Source organism: uncultured Psychrobacillus sp. (assembly GCF_938022135.1).
Classification (GTDB): domain Bacteria; phylum Bacillota; class Bacilli; order Bacillales_A; family Planococcaceae; genus Psychrobacillus.
On record NZ_CALIED010000014.1, the window covers coordinates 1 to 19,674 of the forward strand.

The 19,674-nt window shown below is 37.7% G+C and carries 14 protein-coding genes; 3 read left to right on the forward strand and 11 right to left on the reverse strand.

The genetic code is table 11. From position 1 onward, the window contains the following. Positions 1-603: 603 nt before the first annotated feature. The 4 genes from Q0371_RS02810 to Q0371_RS02825 all read right to left on the reverse strand — a co-directional run bounded on the left by Q0371_RS02810 (position 604) and on the right by Q0371_RS02825 (position 6,096). Complete coding sequence (locus Q0371_RS02810) at positions 604-1,482, reverse strand: GNAT family N-acetyltransferase (RefSeq protein ID WP_298468000.1); 879 nt, start codon at positions 1,480-1,482, stop codon at positions 604-606. 15 nt (positions 1,483-1,497) lie between these two features. Beyond that, positions 1,498-3,318, reverse strand: coding sequence for an ABC transporter ATP-binding protein (locus Q0371_RS02815; protein WP_169359008.1), 1,821 nt, complete (start codon positions 3,316-3,318; stop codon positions 1,498-1,500). Beyond that, positions 3,302-5,038: an ABC transporter ATP-binding protein gene (locus tag Q0371_RS02820; RefSeq protein WP_298468003.1), complete on the reverse strand. Its 1,737-nt coding sequence runs from the start codon at positions 5,036-5,038 to the stop codon at positions 3,302-3,304. Before Q0371_RS02820 ends, Q0371_RS02815 begins: the two co-directional genes overlap by 17 nt. A 140-nt stretch (positions 5,039-5,178) precedes the next feature. Further along, positions 5,179-6,096, reverse strand: coding sequence for an EamA family transporter (locus Q0371_RS02825; RefSeq protein WP_298468006.1), 918 nt, complete (start codon positions 6,094-6,096; stop codon positions 5,179-5,181). Between the two features lie 146 nt (positions 6,097-6,242). Between Q0371_RS02825 and Q0371_RS02830 the strand changes: the two genes are divergently transcribed. After that, complete coding sequence (locus Q0371_RS02830; RefSeq protein ID WP_298468009.1) at positions 6,243-8,273, forward strand: EAL domain-containing protein; 2,031 nt, start codon at positions 6,243-6,245, stop codon at positions 8,271-8,273. Between the two features lie 113 nt (positions 8,274-8,386). On the opposite strand, the gene Q0371_RS02835 is transcribed toward Q0371_RS02830, so the two are convergent. From Q0371_RS02835 to Q0371_RS02850, 4 genes are all read right to left on the reverse strand, one after another. Then, the gene (locus Q0371_RS02835; protein WP_298468012.1) at positions 8,387-9,118 is read right to left on the reverse strand and encodes an MBL fold metallo-hydrolase; all 732 of its coding nucleotides are present in this window, start codon (positions 9,116-9,118) and stop codon (positions 8,387-8,389) included. 158 nt (positions 9,119-9,276) lie between these two features. Next, positions 9,277-9,729, reverse strand: a complete 453-nt coding sequence (locus Q0371_RS02840) for a threonine/serine exporter family protein (protein ID WP_298468016.1) — start codon at positions 9,727-9,729, stop codon at positions 9,277-9,279. Between the two features lie 12 nt (positions 9,730-9,741). Next, on the reverse strand, positions 9,742-10,485 hold the full coding sequence (locus Q0371_RS02845; protein WP_298468019.1) for a threonine/serine exporter family protein: 744 nt from the start codon (positions 10,483-10,485) through the stop codon (positions 9,742-9,744). Between the two features lie 556 nt (positions 10,486-11,041). After that, the gene (locus Q0371_RS02850) at positions 11,042-13,144 is read right to left on the reverse strand and encodes a beta-propeller domain-containing protein (RefSeq protein WP_298468022.1); all 2,103 of its coding nucleotides are present in this window, start codon (positions 13,142-13,144) and stop codon (positions 11,042-11,044) included. Between the two features lie 176 nt (positions 13,145-13,320). Here Q0371_RS02850 and Q0371_RS02855 point away from each other — a divergent pair, with 176 nt between their 5' ends. Together Q0371_RS02855 and Q0371_RS02860 are read left to right on the forward strand one after the other, a co-directional pair. Beyond that, the gene (locus Q0371_RS02855; RefSeq protein WP_251553521.1) at positions 13,321-14,637 is read left to right on the forward strand and encodes a short-chain fatty acid transporter; all 1,317 of its coding nucleotides are present in this window, start codon (positions 13,321-13,323) and stop codon (positions 14,635-14,637) included. A 297-nt stretch (positions 14,638-14,934) separates the two neighbouring features. Further along, positions 14,935-15,135, forward strand: a complete 201-nt coding sequence (locus Q0371_RS02860) for a hypothetical protein (protein ID WP_298468027.1) — start codon at positions 14,935-14,937, stop codon at positions 15,133-15,135. 429 nt (positions 15,136-15,564) lie between these two features. Here the strand turns inward: Q0371_RS02860 and Q0371_RS02865 are convergent, their stop codons facing one another. The 3 genes from Q0371_RS02865 to Q0371_RS02875 are packed head-to-tail and all read right to left on the reverse strand — an operon-like array spanning position 15,565 to position 19,407. Beyond that, entirely contained in the window at positions 15,565-16,758 is a 1,194-nt protein-coding gene (locus tag Q0371_RS02865; RefSeq protein ID WP_298468031.1) for an acyl-CoA dehydrogenase family protein, read from the reverse strand. Continuing rightward, the gene (locus tag Q0371_RS02870) at positions 16,755-17,918 is read right to left on the reverse strand and encodes a saccharopine dehydrogenase C-terminal domain-containing protein (RefSeq protein ID WP_298468035.1); all 1,164 of its coding nucleotides are present in this window, start codon (positions 17,916-17,918) and stop codon (positions 16,755-16,757) included. Before Q0371_RS02870 ends, Q0371_RS02865 begins: the two co-directional genes overlap by 4 nt. Before the next feature lie 13 nt (positions 17,919-17,931). Next, positions 17,932-19,407, reverse strand: a complete 1,476-nt coding sequence (locus tag Q0371_RS02875) for an aldehyde dehydrogenase family protein (RefSeq protein ID WP_298468038.1) — start codon at positions 19,405-19,407, stop codon at positions 17,932-17,934. Between the last annotated feature and the right edge of the window lie 267 nt (positions 19,408-19,674).

Genomic DNA, 19,674 nt, shown 5'->3' on the forward strand with positions numbered 1-19,674 from the left:
GACCCCGAGGGGCAAGGCGGTGGAGCTAGACATCAATTTATCCACAGGTTCAGAACTTTATAATTTCTTAACAATAAAAAAATCGTGATATCGACTACTATCACGATGAGGTCTACTAATAGCCACGGCTAAAGGAAACTAGAAAATGGTTCTTTACTTATGTTTTGACGGAATAGAGTTCCGTCTGGGGATTGCTATGTATTTGTGCTTGGGTGGTCGTGTCTTCTTTAAAATCATCCACTGTAACGTAAGTTGAATTTTTTGTTTTACATGGGTAATACGCATAGAATGTAACCTTTTGTCTGAATTCTTCATTGTTACATGTTGATCGTTTAACCCCAATAAGATCGCTCCTTTACGATTGAATGTTTCTACATTCATCTTATAAAGATATTATGAAAATAATATAGGTGTTATGTTTAGAGTTTGTAAATGTTTTCTTGTTACATATTTTTATGAAGATGTAAAAGCCGTCAATTGTGAAATCTTATACTTAACTAATAAAAAAAGATTGTAGAAAATCTCAAGTGTCTCTTGAGGTTATCTACAATCTAAATATTTCCGTCTTTACTTAACTAAATACAAAATATTTATCTAGTCAACTTACTGCAACACGTCATTTTTTCTATAAAACAACGTATTAGCTACTGTTTGGAAGCCTTGTTTTTCGTAAATAGAGAAGGCAATATCATTGTCGGTTTCTACGTCCAAATAGACTTGTGTCTTTCCAAGTTTATAAGCTTCATGCTTACACCAGCTCAATAATGCCTTGGCTACTCCCTTGCCCTGCGCCTCTTTATGCACACCTAAGCCAGTTATCCAAAGCTGATCTTCATTTTCTACAATGGTAGTTGTGCCTAAAACCTTTCCTTCTTGCTTAGCAAGCATTAGCTTGCGGTTCGGTGTTTGCAGGTTAAAGGCAATCATTTCCTGTGCCTCTTCTGCTGTATCCCCAAAAGCATTTTCTAGAACTTCTATTAGCTCTTCACCTTCATTTTGAAAAGGCGTCACTTCAAATGGACTATCCACTTGTATTGAATCTGCATTAGCAACCATCGTAATTTCGGAAAGCTCGTATGAATAACCCCGAGTTGCCAGCATATATTGTCCCGTCTTTGCAACGCTTGCAACTAACGCTATATCTCTAGAGGCTCCTCTTAGCTCTAAATTTCTTTGTAGTTCTTGCAGCAGTTTTCCTCCAATACCTAATTTGCGGGCACTTGGAAGAACTACAGCGCTCCATTCGTAATCTAAAGTAGCTAATCTATCAACAGCAGTTAATACTCCAACCAATTGATCCGATTCGTCGCTATATGCTAAAATACAAAATCCCTTTAAGAAATAATCTGTTAGCTCTGATGTATTTAATAAATGATTGTAATCAATTAAATCGACATGAGCAGCTTCCTCTATTAAGTTTTCCATCTCTTCCCGTGTTTCCATATCAATTGGAATCGACACAGTCATGACTGATATGTCCAAGTCCATACTTCCCTTCTAAATCTTTGAATTCATAAGCATACTATAAAAACGACCTTGCGCATTTATAAGATCCTCTTGTGAACCTGATTCTATCAGCTTTCCATTTTCCATGACAAATATTAAGTCTGCTTTTCTTACCGTATTTAATCGGTGTGCAATCACAAAGCTTGTTCTGCCTTCCATTAATCTCTCAAGAGCCTCTTGTATTTTCAATTCCGTAACTGTATCAATACTTGAGGTTGCCTCATCCAACAGCAAAATTGCTGGATCTGCGACTAATGCTCGTGCAATAGAAAGTAGCTGTTTTTGACCTTGACTGATTTCTCCACCGTCCGCCGAAAGAATTGTATCATATCCATTTGGAAGCTTGGCAATAAATTCATGAGCATTTGCTTCTTTAGCAGCCTGGATAATCTCTTCATCTGTAGCATTAAGTTTTCCATAACGAATATTTTCTTTTACGCTCATTTCAAAAAGAAAAGGGTCCTGCAATACAAAAGCCGTTTGGCTACGTAACGTATAGCGAGGCATTTGGTCGATTGCGATACCATCAATTATAATTTTCCCTTCATTTGTCTCGTAGAAGCGGGCTAACAGCTGCATTATAGTTGTTTTCCCTGCTCCGGTGGCCCCAACTAGCGCTGCTGTCTTTCCTGCCTCTACATGAAAGGAAACTTTTTCAATCGTAGGCTTTTCATCTTTTGTATTGTATTTAAAGGTTACATTTTCAAAAGTTACATTACCCTTCAATTTCAAATCTTTATTTTCCATTACTGTATCCTGCTCTTCTGGCTCATCAATAATAGCAAAAACACGCTCCGCACCAGCAATTGCAGAAAGTACGGTGTTGAATTGATTGGCTAAATCGTTTAGAGGTCTTGTAAATTGGCGGGCATACTCTGTAAAAATAACTATCTCCCCGATTGAAACATAGCCGTGGTAGGCAAGGACACCCCCAGCAGCGGCAACTAATGTAAAACTTGTATTGTTCAGCAGGTTCATTACTTTAGGTATGAATCCTGAGTATGTAAGCGCCCAAAATCCTGTTCTTTTCAAGCGTTCACTTTTTAAAGCAAAGTCCTCTAGCATCCGCTGCTCCTGTGAAAAGGCTTTGACGATTCGCTGACCAGAGATCGTTTCTTCAATCATCCCATTCAATTCTCCAACCGCCTGCTGCTGCTCCTTAAATAATTTGGATGTTCGCTTAGTAATCCATTTCATTGCAAAGAACATCACTGGAACAATAATTAGCGTAACCAAGGTTAGTAATGGACTCAACATAAGCATCACCACAGTTGTTCCTACTAATGTTAGTAAGCTAGAAAATACTTGGATAAAGGAAGAGTTTAAGGTTTGGCTGACATTTTCAATATCATTTGTCATTCTACTCATTAGCTCACCGTGCTGACGCTTATCAAAAAAAGAAACAGGTAGCTTTTGAAGCTTATTGAATAGTATAGTTCGTAGACGATAAATAGTTTGCTGCGCTACACCAATCATCCAATAACTTTGTAAGTACATAGAAATAGATAAGAATATATAAACAACAATTAGAATGCCTATTAAGCGTGCTAAGCCTTCAAATACACTTACTGTAATATATTCATCAATAATTCTCCCTACTAAATAAGGGCCTAACAAGGATAATGCAGAACTTACTACTACTAATAGCAGGACAACGATTAGTAAAAATCGTTGTTCATCTACTAGCTTCCATAACCTGCTAAGTACCCCTTTCCAATCAGATACCTTTTCTACTTTCTTTTTGTTATTCTTCTTCAAATCTTCCTTTGTAATAACGGGTTCATAGCCAAAAGGTTTACGAATGAAGCTCATCTTGATCGTCCACCTCCTGTTGCGATTCTGCAATCTCTCTGTAGAGCGAAGACTTTTTCATAAGCTCCTCATGTGTACCATATGCCGATACCTCTCCATTCTCTAAAAGAAGAATTTGATCTGCTCCTTTAGCAGTTCTAATTTTTTGAGTAATTACGAGCATAGTGGCATTTTCTCCTTCTAATGCTTCCCACAATGCATTTTCTGTAGTAACATCCAATGCACTAGTACTATCATCTAATAGTAAAATTTCTGGTTTACGTACTAAGGCCCGCGCAATAGAAAGTCTTTGCTTTTGCCCTCCAGACAGATTAACGCCTTTTTGACCAACTCTAGTGTTGTATTGCTCTGGGAAGCGTTCAATCGAATTGTGTATCTGCGCTTGCTTTGCAGCTTTCCTCAATAGATCCTCCGTAGCAGTGGAGTCTCCCCATCCAAGGTTTTCCTCTATACTACCGGTAAAGAGAATAGATTGCTGAGGGACTAACCCAATCACCTGTCTAAGTTCTTTTAATGGCCATTCCTGTACTTCTTTTTCATTGATAAGAATTCGGCCTTCTGTTGCATCAAAGAAGCGAGGAATTAGATTTAGCAGGGTCGTTTTTCCCGAGCCAGTGGCTCCCATAATGGCAAGTTTAGATCCTGGTTCAACAGTAAAGGAAACGTTTTGAAGTACTGGTGCGTTCGTTCCTGGATATGTAAAGGAAACGTTTTGAAATTCTAGCTTACCAATAGTAGAAAGATGCTCAGTCATTCCACCTTCAAAATTTTCTATCCCTTCATTCACCAGCAGTACCTCCTCCATCCGTTCTGAAGAAGCTTTTGCTCGGGAAAAGAATATAATGATGAAAGAAAACATAGAGAATGCACCTGTCATTCGCATAGCGTAATTGACGATCGCTACTAACTCTCCAATTTGTGCTCCACCCGTTTGGATTTCCTTAGCGCCAAACCAGAGAACTGCCATTAAGCTTATATTCATAACAAATAGCAGGACTGGGAGGATCAATTCCATAATTCTAAAGGCCTTCACATTATCCACCTTTAAAATGTTAGCTACCTTTCCAAAACGACTTGCTTCAAAATCTCCTCTTAAATAAGCTTTAATCAATCTTACCGCTTGTAAGTTTTCTTGGATTTTACGTGTTACATTATCTACACTTTTTTGTACCTTAGAGAACAAGGTCAGTCCTTTTCTGCTCATAAAATAAAGAAAAATTAATAGAAAAGGAGCACCAATTACTAGATATAGCGCAAGCTTTGGATGAACAATGAAAGACATGATAATACTTCCTATTACTAACAACGGTGCTCTAAGCATAATCCGAAGACCCATAAAGATAAGATTCTGAGTAATAGTAACATCACTTGTTAATCTAGTAATTAAACTAGAAGTCGGAAACTTTAAGAAAGTAGTCATTGTAAAAGATTGAACTTTTCTAAACAAAGCCTGTCGAATATCAAAGCCATAGCTCTGTACAGCATGCGAAGCTATAAAAGTATTGATGATACCAGCTAAAAAGGCAACGAAAGAAAGCCCTAGCATAATACTTCCCCAGAAAATAATAGATGATTGATCTCTTCCAACAATTCCTTCATCTATAATAACTGCAATTAACAGTGGCTGAATGAGCTCTACGGACAACTCAATCAACATAAAAAGTAAAGCTGTTACTACAAGCCATTTATAAGGCTTTAAATAAGAAAATATGGTCTTCACATAAAACACTCCTAAATTCTTCGTCACTCGAACTAATTACTGTAAAACCTATTATGCCACATCCCTACTATAATAAATAGAAAAAAATTAATAATCTGTTTATTTTAAAGATAGGGTATTGTAATACCCTAATGTTAGATTTATTTCTTCTTTTTAAAACGATCCCACTTAAGATCACCTGCTACTGAGAGCCAAGTCACAAATACTAGCATGACTAATACCCCTGTATACTGCCAGCCTCCTAATATTTGCCCAAACCAAAATACCGAGATAATCATTGCTGTCAAAGGCTCTATGCTGGATAAAATACTCGTTTCTACCGCTGTTATGTATTTCATACTTGATAGGAACATAACAAAAGCAATCGTCCCCATTAAAACTATAAGTACTACAAATATGATGATAGGATAACTCACCAATTCGCTCCATTCATTACTATTCCAAACTTGAGAGAGTAATGCTAAAACAATACCTCCAATAAGCATTCCCCACCCTACTACAACTAGTACCCCCCACTCCTTCATAAGTCTTGCTGGATATACCGTGTATATAGAAAAGGTAACTCCCAGCAGCAGTCCCCAAAACAATGCTTCATTACTTATTAACAGCTGGTTTATGTTCGCATTAGTCAGCAATAAAAATAAGCCTAGCAATGTTCCTATTATTCCAACCACCTGGTATTTCGGAGGAAATGTCTTACCCTTCCAGGAAACGTATATGATGATGTAAATAGGGCCAAGAAATTGAAGCAGGGTTGCTATAGATGCATTACTGGCTTCAATCGCAGCTATAAAAGTATATTGCACTCCGAGCATCCCCAGTAAGGCGAAGATAAACAATTGCTTCAACCAGACGGGTTCTTTCCATATAACAAATACCTTTTTCTTTTGAAATTTTAAAAATACTAAAATACTAGTCCCTGCAACAATTAGCCTTACAGTTAAGAAAAATGGCACACTTAGTTCACTATTATGCAGGACCCACTCCATCATGGGACCTGTGGCACCCCAAAGAACAGACCCGATAATTATTAAAATTATTCCCTTTGACCTTTTCATATTGATTTCCTCCTTTATAACTCAAATATTTAGTAGGTATTTTAGTCTATATTTAATTATTTTGTGAATATATTGTTCTATGCTAATGACTATATTATCTATATTCTGTATAATTACTATTAGATAATTTTTATGGGGGACTGACGATGTATCTGCAGGAAAAACAACTGGATTTAAGTGAAGCTGTGTTAAATCATATACCATACCCAACCTTTCTAACAGATGAGGATGGTCATATCGTTTGGTGGAGCCAAGAAGCAGAAAAGCACTTTGGATATACTTCCGAAGAAGTAAAGGGTTCAAATTTACCGTTTTTTAATGATTATACTCATGGTCACCTTATTGCCAAATGGGACAAAATTATCGCGAAAGAAGAACCAATTCGCATTAATTCAGTAACATTGTATAAAAAAGATAAACAATTATTAAAAACATCGCTTATACTAAAATCCCTAACTATTCATGATATAACGTACGTCTTATTCCAATTTGATACCGATCAAATAAAAAGTTCAGATCAAACAGCATCATTTGAACTTGAAATCTTGAAGAAAGCTTTATCCCATAGTTTTATGGTTCTCTACCTTGATAAGGAAGGATTGATCATGCACGCAAACGATCTTTTTCTTAAAAAGAGTAATTGGACCCCTAAAAGAATCGTGGGTAAATCCTTTTGGCAGCTCTTTCCTAACACGTCTGAGCATATTGCCGTAGCAGATGGAATAATGAACTCGATTCAAAAAGGCAGTACTTATCAAGGTACAGTAGAAAAAATGACTAAAGACGGGCTCAGCTATTGGGTCGACCTTATAGCCATTCCAATTACGGATATTGAAAATAATACGCTTTACTATATTCTTTTGGAAGAAGAAGTTACAGAAAAAAAATTACTACAAACCCGCCTAGAAGAAATTGCTTATGTAGATGCAGAAACAGGTCTGATGAGTAGACACCGTTTAGAACAAGTTGTTAACGAGCATATCGAGGAACAAAAGAACTTTTCATTTGTTTTTATAAGCATCAACCAATTTTATACGTTAAAAGAAATACTAGATGTTGAAACAGAATCCTTCCTAATGATAGAGCTAACAAAAAGATTAAAAATCTACTTTGAAGATTCTATTATAGCTCGAGCGGGCAGAGATGACTTTGCCGTAATCACTCCACTAAGCGATTGGTATATTGAAGGTTTCATACATTTCTTAAAACAAAACCCAATTTATGTGGAGAACAAGGTTATTCCAATAACCGTAAGTGGAGCAATCACTAGATTCCCTGAAGACCAACAGACCTATTTACATCTATTAAAAGCAACAAATACAACGCTTCAAAAAGTAAAATTAGAGGGCGGGGGAATCATTTCATCCCTTTCTCAATCGGATCATCATAAGCTTACCAGATCCCTACAAATTGAAAAAAGATTAATAGAAGCACTCAACCATAATGACTTTCATGTTATGTATTTACCTCAACGTGAAGTGACTTCTGGGAAAGTTACTTCCGTAGAAGCTTTAGTTCGTTGGGAAGATGAAGTTCTTGGAGTTATTAACCCAGATGAATTAATACCAATAGCAGAGGAAACCGGACTTATAAATGAAATAGGTATGTTTATGCTAGAAAAATCCTGCGAACAAGCTGCAATCTGGCAAGAAAAAGGCTTATCCGTTAAGGTAAGCTATAACTCTTCCATAAGAGAATTTAGAGATAAAAATATGGTCAAAGCGATACGTGCTGCGTTAAAAAAATATAATTGTTCCCCGGAATTATTACAATTAGAGTTTACAGAGAAGTTTGCCTTGGAAGCTGAGGCAGAAAAAAATATTGTGAAGCAAATGCAGACCCTCCATCAAGAAGGAATAACTTTTGCATTAGACGATTTTGGTACGGGCTATGCTTCCTTAAGATATTTACAGTTACTACCAATAGGCAAACTGAAAATAGATAAATCTTTTGTAAATTCCATCATGCAACAAGAAAAACTTCAGCAACTGATCCAAGGTTTAATCCATTTTGGACAGTCTCTTGGCGTGAAGGTTGTTGCAGAAGGCGTAGAATCTAAGGAACAATATAATGCACTAAAGGATATGGGCTGTGATGCAGTTCAGGGCTACTATATTAGCGAACCAATTACTGCAGATCAAGTTGAAAAGTTAATTAGATCTACAGAAAATGTATAATAGTAAATATAAAGAAGAGGTCTTGAATTGCTCAGGACCTCTTCTTCTATAGTATAGCAAGATAGATAATTACACCTTAACCTTATTATATGGATCGTCACACGCTCCCCTACTTACAGCTCTATAAGCATTCCAGAGATAGCTAGATCAATATTTTCATTTCCTTCATTTCTAGCAATTTTCAGTAGGTTGTCTAAATCTCCGTAGTGTGGAAGATGTGTTAAGATCACTTTTTTTGCTTTAGATTGACTAGCTAGAAGTCCTGCCTCCTTTGAATTCATATGTCCAGATGAACTTCCATCCATATCCTCATATAAACTACTTTCTACAATTAGTAAATCAGCTTCCTCAGCAAAATCAATTAGTTCCTTCATATAACTTGTATCTGATGTATACACTATTTTTATATTTTCACTTTCAATTTTAATACTATAAGTTTCGACTGGATGGATATTCCTCAAGAAGGTGAAAGTAAAGGGACCAATATGTATCTCACTTTTTTCATTAAATGAGGTGAATTTAGAGTACTCTACTTCCTCCACTCTTCTTTTTATATCCTCATCATTAGGTCCGTATATTTGTAAATGCTCATTTGCTCTACCAATCTTCGTGTTAACTAATCTGGAGAACAAATAAGCACCAATGTCACTACTATGATCATAATGATAATGAGACAGCATGACGTGGTTTATATCATTCAAGTTGATATACTTTTGAACTTCCATTAATACTCCACTTCCACAGTCTACTAGTACAGAAAAGTCATCTTTTTCAATTAGATAGCCTGAGCAAGGTCCATTTTCTTTTGGATATCCTCCCCACATTCCAATTACCCTACATCTCATATGAAGCTCCTCCATTCTTTTTCTTCCTATACTTTTTCGTCACTTCTCCTCCCACTTCCTCTTTTATAAAAAAAGCAGCTCCCGAATATATAATTTCGGGAGCTGCTTTATGTAATCTACCTAACCACGCCCTCAAAAAAACGGGGAGGATTATTTGTTCAGCTAGGCTTTACTTTCTTCTTCCTCAAAGTCTGTAGCCATATCTGCGTTATGATTTCAGCGAACACAAGCCCCATTGCAACCGCTCCGGAAATCATTAAGGCAAGCGCAGCGTATTCTACTGCTGTTCCATAATCCTCCTCGACTACATTTCTCATTGCATTATAAGCAGAACCACCTGGAACAAGCGGTATAATACCCGCAACACTAAATATAATCATTGGCATTTTAAATTTCTTTGCCATTATATGAGCAACAAATGCAATAGAGAATGCACCCGCAAAGGTAGACACAATGGGATCATCGTTGTAATATCTCATCATGGAGAATACAAGCCAACCAACCATACCAACTAATCCACAGTAGATGAGGGATTTTTTCGGTGCATTAAAAATCACCCCAAATGCAGCAGCAGCAATAAAGCTTATGATACCTTGTAGAACAAAAGTCATCTCGATCCCTCCTTATAACGATAATATAAACGCCACTCCTGCTCCAATAGCGAAAGCAGTTAGAAAAGCTTCTGCTCCCTTGGATAGTCCCGACATAAAATGCCCTGCCATTAAGTCTCTGACTGCGTTTGTTATAAGCAAACCTGGAACAAGAGGCATTACCGAGCCAATAATAATTTTGTCAATTTCAACGCCATATCCATACCGAACGGAAAGTGTGGCAATCATACTTATGATAAGTGCAGCAAAAAATTCGGCAAAGAATTTCACTCTTGTTTTTCTCTCCAGTAAATCAGCAACGGCAAAGCCTATTCCACCAGCAAGCATGGCGTGTGGTACATCTATTAATGACGCACCAAATAACCATAGAAACGCACCTGATGCAACAGCAGACGCTGCTATACGAATCCAAAAAGCAATCATTTTATGTTCTTCATCTATTCTTTTTAATTCTTTATGCGCTTCTTCTAAGCTTATTTCTGCCGTGGCCAATTTACGAGAAACGGCATTTACGAGAGCAATCTTTTCCAAATCTGTTGTTCTATTATTCACTCTAACTAATCGCGTTGGAAGATTGTCTTTTCCACTAAAGAGGATTCCAGTTGGGGTAACGAAACTTTGGGATTGGGTTAAATGCTGCGATAAGGCCATTCGGTCCATTGTATCCTCTGCTCGATATGTCTCTGCCCCACTTTCCATCATCAATTTACCAGCAAGTAAACAGCACTCTACCGCTAGCTCATAATCCGTGTTCAATGCCGATCACCTTCCTTTTTCTTCATATATCATTGTATATATATTTTCCCTTTTAAGAAATGTTTAATCTAATATAACATTTACCTGTGTTATTTTCATAAAGTAGCCTCTTCTTTTAATTGGTGACTTACTTAGTTTCCTAAATAGAAAAAAGCGTTAGATTGACTAATGTCGACCTAACACTTCAAAACCTATACAAGCTCAAAGAAATTTGATATTGTCTTCCGTCTTTTTTATTTACATATATACCCAAGAATTCGTCGATTTCCACTATAGGAGCTTCGCTTTCCACGGGCACGGCCTCAGTCTGGGTGCTTCGGCTCGCGCTGTTCCCGTGGGAGTATTCGCGCCTTCCGCTCCAATCCGACTTGTATCGGCTCTAAAGAAGAAATGCACTTTTGAATTTCATAATACTCCGAGGTGATGCGACCATTGTGAATAAAAAACAATTCAATGAACTTGATCGAACAACTATAAATGCAAGCATTGCTTACTTTTGCTTCCATAAATTATGTTATTTTATGAAGGAGCAACCTTCTGAATATTTATAAAAGATTTAGTAGGAAAGAACACCCGTTTCTTTGAATGTATCCAATTGATAGCTTTTCATTTCCTTCATCCCAATTGTATAGATGGAGTTGTTCGCGTAAATAACTCTATGAATCATGGTCCCCCATTCCTCATATTGCTGGCCTTGGCTCTCTTTGTTAAGCAAGCTTGCCTGCAGAGTTATTCCTTTCTCTGGTGTTATTTCATAGATGAATGCCCCATCCTGTTTATAGCTACTATATTCCTGACCTTCTTCTTTTTCATAAATAGTCACTGGGAAACCATAGAGATTCTTTTCATTATGTTGGAACAAGGCATGGTGATCATATTGAATAGGAGAATAAGTTCCTTGTCCTCCAATCACCTCTGTATCTACTTCCTTAGGGCTATCAAAGTCACTAACATCAAATAAAGAGATTTTCATACCTTCCGTTTGTATAATAGGCTCCTTACTACCAACAGGTACTATAGATGAAGTTTCGTAACCAAAGCCGATTAAATGCTTTTCCCCTAGAGGGTGTAAATAATTACTAAACCCAGGAATCTTTAATTCACCTAGCACTTTTGGGTTAGTAGGAGTGGCAACATCAATCACAAACAATGGGTCCGTTTCTCTAAATGTCACCATGTATGCTTTGTCCCCCATAAACCTTGCCGAATAAATTCTTTCTTCCTTTGCTAATCCTGTAATAGACCCTACCATGTTCATTGTTTCATCTAAAATGAATATATTATTCTCGGAGGGATTATTTTGATCCCAAAGGTTTCCTGTCGTGGTAACTGTTCTAAAGTAACCGTTATGCTCATCCATCGAAAATTGGTTAAGAATTGTTCCGGTTAACGTAGCAGATCCTACAAAATCAACTATCGTATCTTTAATCGAAAATTTATATACCATTGTATCCAGTTGCCCTGGTCCCCATAACCTTTTACTCATAGTAGTGGCCTCGTCATTCTTATAAATGGCAGAAGTTAGAAACAGGCTTTCCGTGGACATATATAATTCCTGGCTACCTCCAAGAAAGCTCCTTGTTTTAACCTCGTTCACCAATGGTTCCGAAATGTTTAGAGCTGTAATAACGGTGTAGTTACCATCCAATGAATCAGGTAATATCGATATTTGCTCATAATCCAACGGTTGAGCTTCTTTGTCAGTCTTTGAATCATACGTAAATGGTCTTAACTCCATATCATCATTTTCTTCCATCGCCCAATATCTAGGCATAATAGTAGAAACGATATAAAGCATATTTCCCTTTAAACGAACCCCATTCGTATATCCCTCAGAGGCTAGCTCCCTGATTAGCTTAGGAGCTTTAGGATTAGAAATATCATAAAGAAAAACCCCTGTCATACTTTCCCAATCAGGATCTATTCGTGGTGCCGAATCTGTAGCTTCCAATGTATGGTACATGTTCTTTTGTCCAATCACTAATAACAGTTCTTCTTTTAATAATAGCTGACTTGGATAAAAGGATTCTGTAAATTGGATTTTACTTTCTTGCTTCATATTAGAAGGATTTTCAATATTATTAATAACAACTTTGTTCTCACTAATTACAAACACATGAGAACCGTTTGTCTGAACAATATCCGCCTCTTCCACTCCTTTTACCTGGTTATTAGTAGTGGAGTAGTCTGCAGTTCCACTTGATTTGTCTTCTGCTGCTGACATTTCCATGGTTTCTTCCGTGACTACATTTTCTCTTGTACTCATAACTAACTTAAAATAATCCTCAAGCTCTCCTCGCGAATGTACCACTGGGAGGCTTTCTTGCACCTCAAATGTGTATTTGCTTTTTCCTAGACTAAACTTTTCATCGACATGGAGTGTATACTTTCCGTTTGATAGTCCGGATATTTCAAGGGACTTCCCATTGTTTTTTAGCTGAAAGTCTGCCTCTATCCTAGCATTCTTATCATCGGTTACATACACCTCTCCTTTTTCCAATACATCTTTACTTACACCCTTTGAAAATTCTGCTCTAAAAACCTGATTGGATAACACAAAGCTTTGTGCCAATACTTTTTGATTGGAAAAATAAACCCAAGCCGAACCCGCTGTTAGACAAAGGGCAATAGCTATAAATGTCACGATCCACCTTCTCATTTACAACTTCCTTTCTTTTACATTAATTAATATATTAGACCGTTTTTCTGGTTATTAGTTACAGGTCATGTTTTAGTATTTTTTGTCGAAATTTGTTAATTAAAATATAGAGAATTTTCTCTCTTTCCTATAACATAGATTAATAGGGGATGTAAAAAAACAAAGGGGGAAATAAATTGAAAGCGTTAACAAGATTTTCAAACACTTTAATGGTCAGATTCTTACCTGATCCATACATATTTGTTGCAATACTTACTCTACTTGTATTTTTACTAGGGGTGTTCTTAACTGATTCCACACCATTAGAAATGGCAACCTACTGGGGAGATGGTTTTTGGGGTTTACTATCGTTCACTATGCAAATGGTTGTTGTTCTCTTGGCAGGTCATGTATTAGCAAGCAGCCCGTTTTTTAAAAAAGTATTAAGTTCCTTAGCAGGAATAGCTAAGACACCTGGTTCAGCCATTCTATTAGTTTCTGTTGTTTCTTTAATCGGATGCTGGATTAACTGGGGGTTTGGTTTAGTAATTGGTGCTCTTTTCGCAAAGGAAATTGCCAAGCAGGTTAAAAATGTGGATTACCGCCTATTAATTGCTAGTGCTTATTCAGGCTTTATCATATGGCATGGAGGCCTCGCAGGTTCAATACCACTTTCTATTGCAACCGAGGGACATCCATTTGCTGATATCATGGGAGTCGTTCCAACTTCTGAAACATTATTTACACCGTACAATTTAATTATTGTTATTGCACTATTTATCTCCGTGCCTCTTTTAAACAGGTGGATGATGCCAAGTAAGGAGGATACTTTCTCGATAGACCCAGCTTTGTTAGAAGAGGAAAAGGTTGAGGAAAAATCAATAGAAAAGCCCACTCCTGCGCAAAGACTGGAAGGAAGCTATATATTGACCGGTTTAATCGGACTACTTGGTTTAGTTTATTTAGTTAACCACTTTGTCACTAAAGGTTTTGACTTAAACTTAAATATCGTTAATTTGATCTTCGTGACACTTGGAATTATCTGTCACGGCACACCAAAAAACTTTTTATTAGCCGTTAAAAATGCTGCTAGCACAGTTGGGGACATTGTTATCCAATTTCCCTTTTATGCAGGAATCATGGGCATGATGGTTGCTTCTGGTTTAGCTGGAGTTGTTTCTGAGGCATTTATTAGTATATCGAATGAGCACACGTTTTACTTGTTCACGTTTTATGCGGCTGGAATTGTTAACTTCTTTGTTCCTTCTGGAGGAGGACAATGGACAGTACAGGCACCAATCATGATAGAGGCTGCATCTGCGCTTAACCTTAGCTATGCAAAAACGGCCATGGCGATTGCGTGGGGAGATGCGTGGACAAATATGATCCAACCTTTCTGGGCACTACCAGCCTTGGCTATCGCCGGCCTAAAGGCAAAGGACATCATGGGGTATTGTGTGTTTGTCCTATTACTAAGTGGTGTCATTATTAGTATCGGACTGTTCTTTTTCTAATAACTTTTATTATACATTCCCTGAAATATGTAAGAAGATACTTCTTATAAAAGGAGGATTTCCTGTAGAAAGACGCAATTAGCGAATGACGCTGAGACATAACTAGAGAATAATTAAAAAACTTGAAATCGACAACTTGATTTCAAGTTTTTTATTTTAGCTATGTTATAGGTTTTGGTAAATTGTGAAATGTTACACTTAAACTAAAAAACTAAAGTAAGCTGTTTAGTTTAATAAGAGGTAAATATAACATAGTGGCGAAATAGTAAATAAAGTGAAATTGTAGAGGAGGATAATATGTCAAAATATATTAGTAAATTTTTCTTAACATTACTGGCTAGTGTTATTTTACTTTTTATATTTATTTTTGTGTTTGATGGTGGTGAGAGCTATGCGGAAACTTGGATTCTTACATTCGGTACAATTATTATTGTATTGCTATCATTTGTGATTGCACTTATGTATTATTTAATAGATTTAATTAAGAAAAAACCCTAGTTTAACCATCAGGTAGCTTTAGTAAAAAAAGTCAAAGTCAAATGAGCCAGAGAAAATATCCTAGCTTATTTTTTATGTTATTTAAAATCAACCTTTTAGCATAGCTTTACTTTTTTATAAAACCAGCTGTTTTTTTGAATCCTTTCTACATGTTGTTTGAAGTGGAAGCGGCGACTCCTGGGGGAACAGCGCGAGCTGAAAGCCCCGCAGGAGCAAAGCGACGAGGAGATTGAAGCCGTGCCCCCGGAAAGCGTCCGCTGGAACGGAAAACAACTTCAGAATCTTACTTATGATCTTAACGCTAATTTTCATTCATTAATAAGAGAATTTCAACCTAAAACTTATATACATCAAAAAGACAGACCATTAAATGACTAAATGGTCTGCCTTAATAGTATATTGTTGAGGATAACCTAATCCCCTTTTTTGTTATTCTTCAAAAGGCCATTTTGGAAGCATTTTGTTCAATTTTTTATCTTCTCGATAACCTAGCACATATTCCGCTTGCATAACGGTATGGATTTCTCTCGTTCCTTCATAAATGACCGGAGCCTTTGAATTCCTTAAATAACGTGCTACCGGGTATTCATCTGAATAACCATACGCACCGTGGATTTGAACCGCATCATCTGCAGCTTTATTCGCAAAATCACAAGCTTGCCATTTTGCTAAGGATGTCTCTCGTGTATTCCGGACTCCTTTGTTCTTTAGCTCACCAACACGATAAACTAGCAAACGACTCATTTGAAGTCCCGCTTCCATCTTTGCAATCATTTGCTGTACAAGCTGGTGACGTCCTATTTCTTTACCAAAGGTTTCACGTTCCTTGGCATACTTTACACTCGCTTCAAGACAAGCAAGTGAAAGACCTGCTGCTCCAGCAGCCACAGTGAATCTACCATTATCTAAAGCAGACATGGCAATTTTAAACCCTTCTCCTTCTTCTCCTAGAAGTTTTTCCTTTGGAACCTTCATGTTTTCAAAGAAAATTTCTCCGGTATTCCCGGATTTTATACCATATTTGCCTTTAATCGCTTTAGAAGAAAAGCCTGGCATGGAACGCTCCACGATAAATGCGCTTATTCCATGGTGCTTTTTAGCCTTGTCCGTATAAGCAAATACAATAAAATGATCAGCAGCATCACATAAAGAAATCCATGTTTTTTGTCCATTTAAAATATAATGATCTCCATCTGCAACGGCAACTGTCGACATCGCTGCTACATCTGAACCTGCTCCAGGCTCAGTTAGACCGAACGCACCAATTTTTTCTCCCTTTGCTTGAGGCTCCAGGTATTTTTTCTTTTGCTCCTCAGTACCCCATTGTAGTATGGTCATGGAGTTTAAGCCTGTATGAACGGAGACAGCCGTTCGAAAAGCGGTGTCTCCTCTTTCTAGCTCTTCACAAACAATAGCAAGAGAATTATAGTCCATACCGCTACCGCCATACTTCTCCGGTATACATACTCCCATTAATCCTAAGCTAGCAAGTCTCTCCCAAATGATAGGGTCAAATGCCCCTTTTGCCTCCCACTCTGCAATGTGAGGAATAATTTCGTTATCAACAAATTGTCTTACTGTTTTTCGTAGAAGCACCTGCTCCTCGGAGAATTCAAAATTCAAACTGTTTCACCTCTTGTTACATATTCTTTTATCTCAACGCCTCTAGCGGACATTTCTTTAATGTATAACTCCCCTGGTACAATTAGCTCCGGTGTAGAAACGCCTGGTTTTGTAATTACACCATTTCCAATCATTTGTGCAACAACTGAAATGGTATTTGCAGTTGCGCGAGCCATAGCAGTTTCGCCAGATAAAGGATCCTTTTGAGTTGCCATTTCATACGTGTAAATTGTTTCATTTCCATCTTTTTCACCTTTAACAATAACTCTTAGTAGCACTGCGTCCTCTTTATCTCCTAAGAGAAGAGACGGTGTCAGCACTTCTTTCAATACTTCTCGAACGTTTACAATATTTCCTCCAGCGTTAACTGTTTTATTTTTATCTGTAAGACCTAAATCTACCAGTAGCTTAAATTTCTCTGCATGGCCTTTATAGCGAATCGTCTTATATTCTAATGTTTGAACATTAGGAAATGATTTAGTTAGAGTGGACGTCCCCCCTGCTGTATGGAACGCCTCTAATTCCTCATATCCGTCAAACTCGATTGGCTCAACCTCTGTTAACGAATCTATCTCCTCTAATTGACCATTTCTTATTACATGAGAAGGATCGGTATAGTGATCAAATACTCCTTCTAATGAAAACACGATATTATACTTGAATATCCCTTCTGGTTCTACAGGTATTCCCCCAACATATAGGTGAATATCTGTAACTTCATCTAATTTACTAGCACCATAGCCTGCAAGAATATTGATCATCCCAGGAGCGACTCCTAGGTCCGGAATAATCGTTACCCCTTTCGCTTGTGCCTTTTCATCCAACGAAAGCACAGCATCTGTAGCACCTCCAATATGACCACCAAGATCAATAGAATGGACTCCAACATCTACTGCAGTTCTAGCCACTTTCTCATTGAATGAGTAAAACAGCGCATTGATCACGACATCAGCCTTTTTCATCACTTCTATTAAATTGGAATCATCATTTGCATCTAATCTTAAAACCTCAATTTTAGAGTTTTGCATTTTTTCCTTAAACATATTGGCCTGCCCAACGTCCAAATCACATAAATATACTTTCTCCACATTTGGACTCAAGATTAAATCTCTTGCTGCTTCCTTCCCCATTAAACCTGCACCTAATACTGCTACCTTCATATCGACTTCCCCCTTATTCTGTGTCTATTTGAGCTCTTTGTAACTTCCCGCTGTAATCTATATAAATACTCTTCCACTCTGTATAAACGTCTAGTGCCGCTACTCCAGAGTCTCTGTGGCCATTCCCTGTACCTTTTGTTCCTCCAAACGGAAGATGTATTTCAGCACCGGTAGTTCCAGCATTAACATAGACAATTCCCGTATCTAAATCTCGTTGAGCTCTAAATATTTTATTGATATCTCTAGAGAAAATAGAACTGGACAACCCGAATTTCACTCCATTGTTCACTTCAATTGCTTCTTCTAATGATTCCACTTCAATTAATGAAACAACCGGACCAAAGATCTCTTCTTGAGCAATTCTCATATTCGGTTTTACATCTGTAAAAAGGGTGGGAGCATAGTAATTTCCTTTAGCTAAATCACCATCCTGAAGGATCGTACCACCTACAACAAGGTTAGCCCCCTCCTCTTTTCCAATTTGAATGTAGGAGTGGATTTTCTCTAATGCTGCCTTGTTAATAACTGGACCAACCTTGACAGTCTCATCCATCCCATCACCAATTGTCAGCTTCTCCATACGTTCTAGAAGCATTTTCTCCAGTTTCTTCTTCACATCTTTATGCACAATCACTCGACTACATGCGGTGCAGCGCTGGCCAGCTGTACCAAAGGCACTCCAAAGAATTCCGTCTACAGCTAGATTTAAATCTGCGTCCTCCATAACGATGACGGCATTTTTTCCGCCCATTTCTAAGGAAATCTTCTTTAAGTGCTTCCCGCCAAGCTCGGCTACCTTACTTCCCGTATCTGTTGAGCCAGTAAACGAAATAACTTTTACGTCCTTATGCTCAATCATTGCAGTACCCACCTCTGATCCGGAACCAAATACTACGTTTGCAACGCCACTTGGCAGACCAACCTCTTCAAATATTTTAGCCATCTCAAACGCCATCATTGGTGTCTCTGTAGCAGGCTTCCAGATAAATGCATTGCCCGCCACTAAAGCAGGAAATGACTTCCAAGTAGCAATGGCCACAGGGAAATTCCAAGGTGTAATCAGTCCAACCACTCCTATTGGTGCTCGAACACTCATGGCAAATTTGTCTGCTAGCTCAGAAGGGGTCGTTTCTCCGAAAAGTCTTCTTCCTTCACCTGCCATATAAAAGGCCATATCAATTCCTTCCTGTACTTCTCCACGTCCTTCTTCTATGACCTTCCCCATCTCTTTTGTCAGTACTTGAGCTAGATGCTCCTTTCTTTCTTTCATCAGTCTGCCAATTTCATATAAATAGTCCGCTCGTTTTGGAGCCGGAACTAATGCCCATTTCTTTTGTGCCTTCACTGCAGCCTCCACTGCAACGTCTACATCCTCTTTTGTAGACATTCTTACTTCTGCTAACTGCTCACCGTTTGCTGGATTCAAAACAGCAGTATAGGAAGCCTCTCCCTCTTGCCATTTTCCATTAATAAAATTTGTTAGTTTCATATCCTTACCTCTCTCTCTTAAAATTGAAAACGTTTACATATATAATAAATTCTATAATTACTAATAAAACCCTTTAAAAATTTAAAAATTAAGAAAAATTTAATAAAATTCTTTTATAAAAGGCTATGTTAAAGGGTAGGGTTGATTTATGATGCAAAGAAATCTTAGAGCAGAGAGTAAAATTGATTTCCGCACCAGTCGGACGCTTTCCACGGGGTGAGCGATAAGCCATCACCCATCGCTTACGCGCGTGGTTGTGATGTCTTA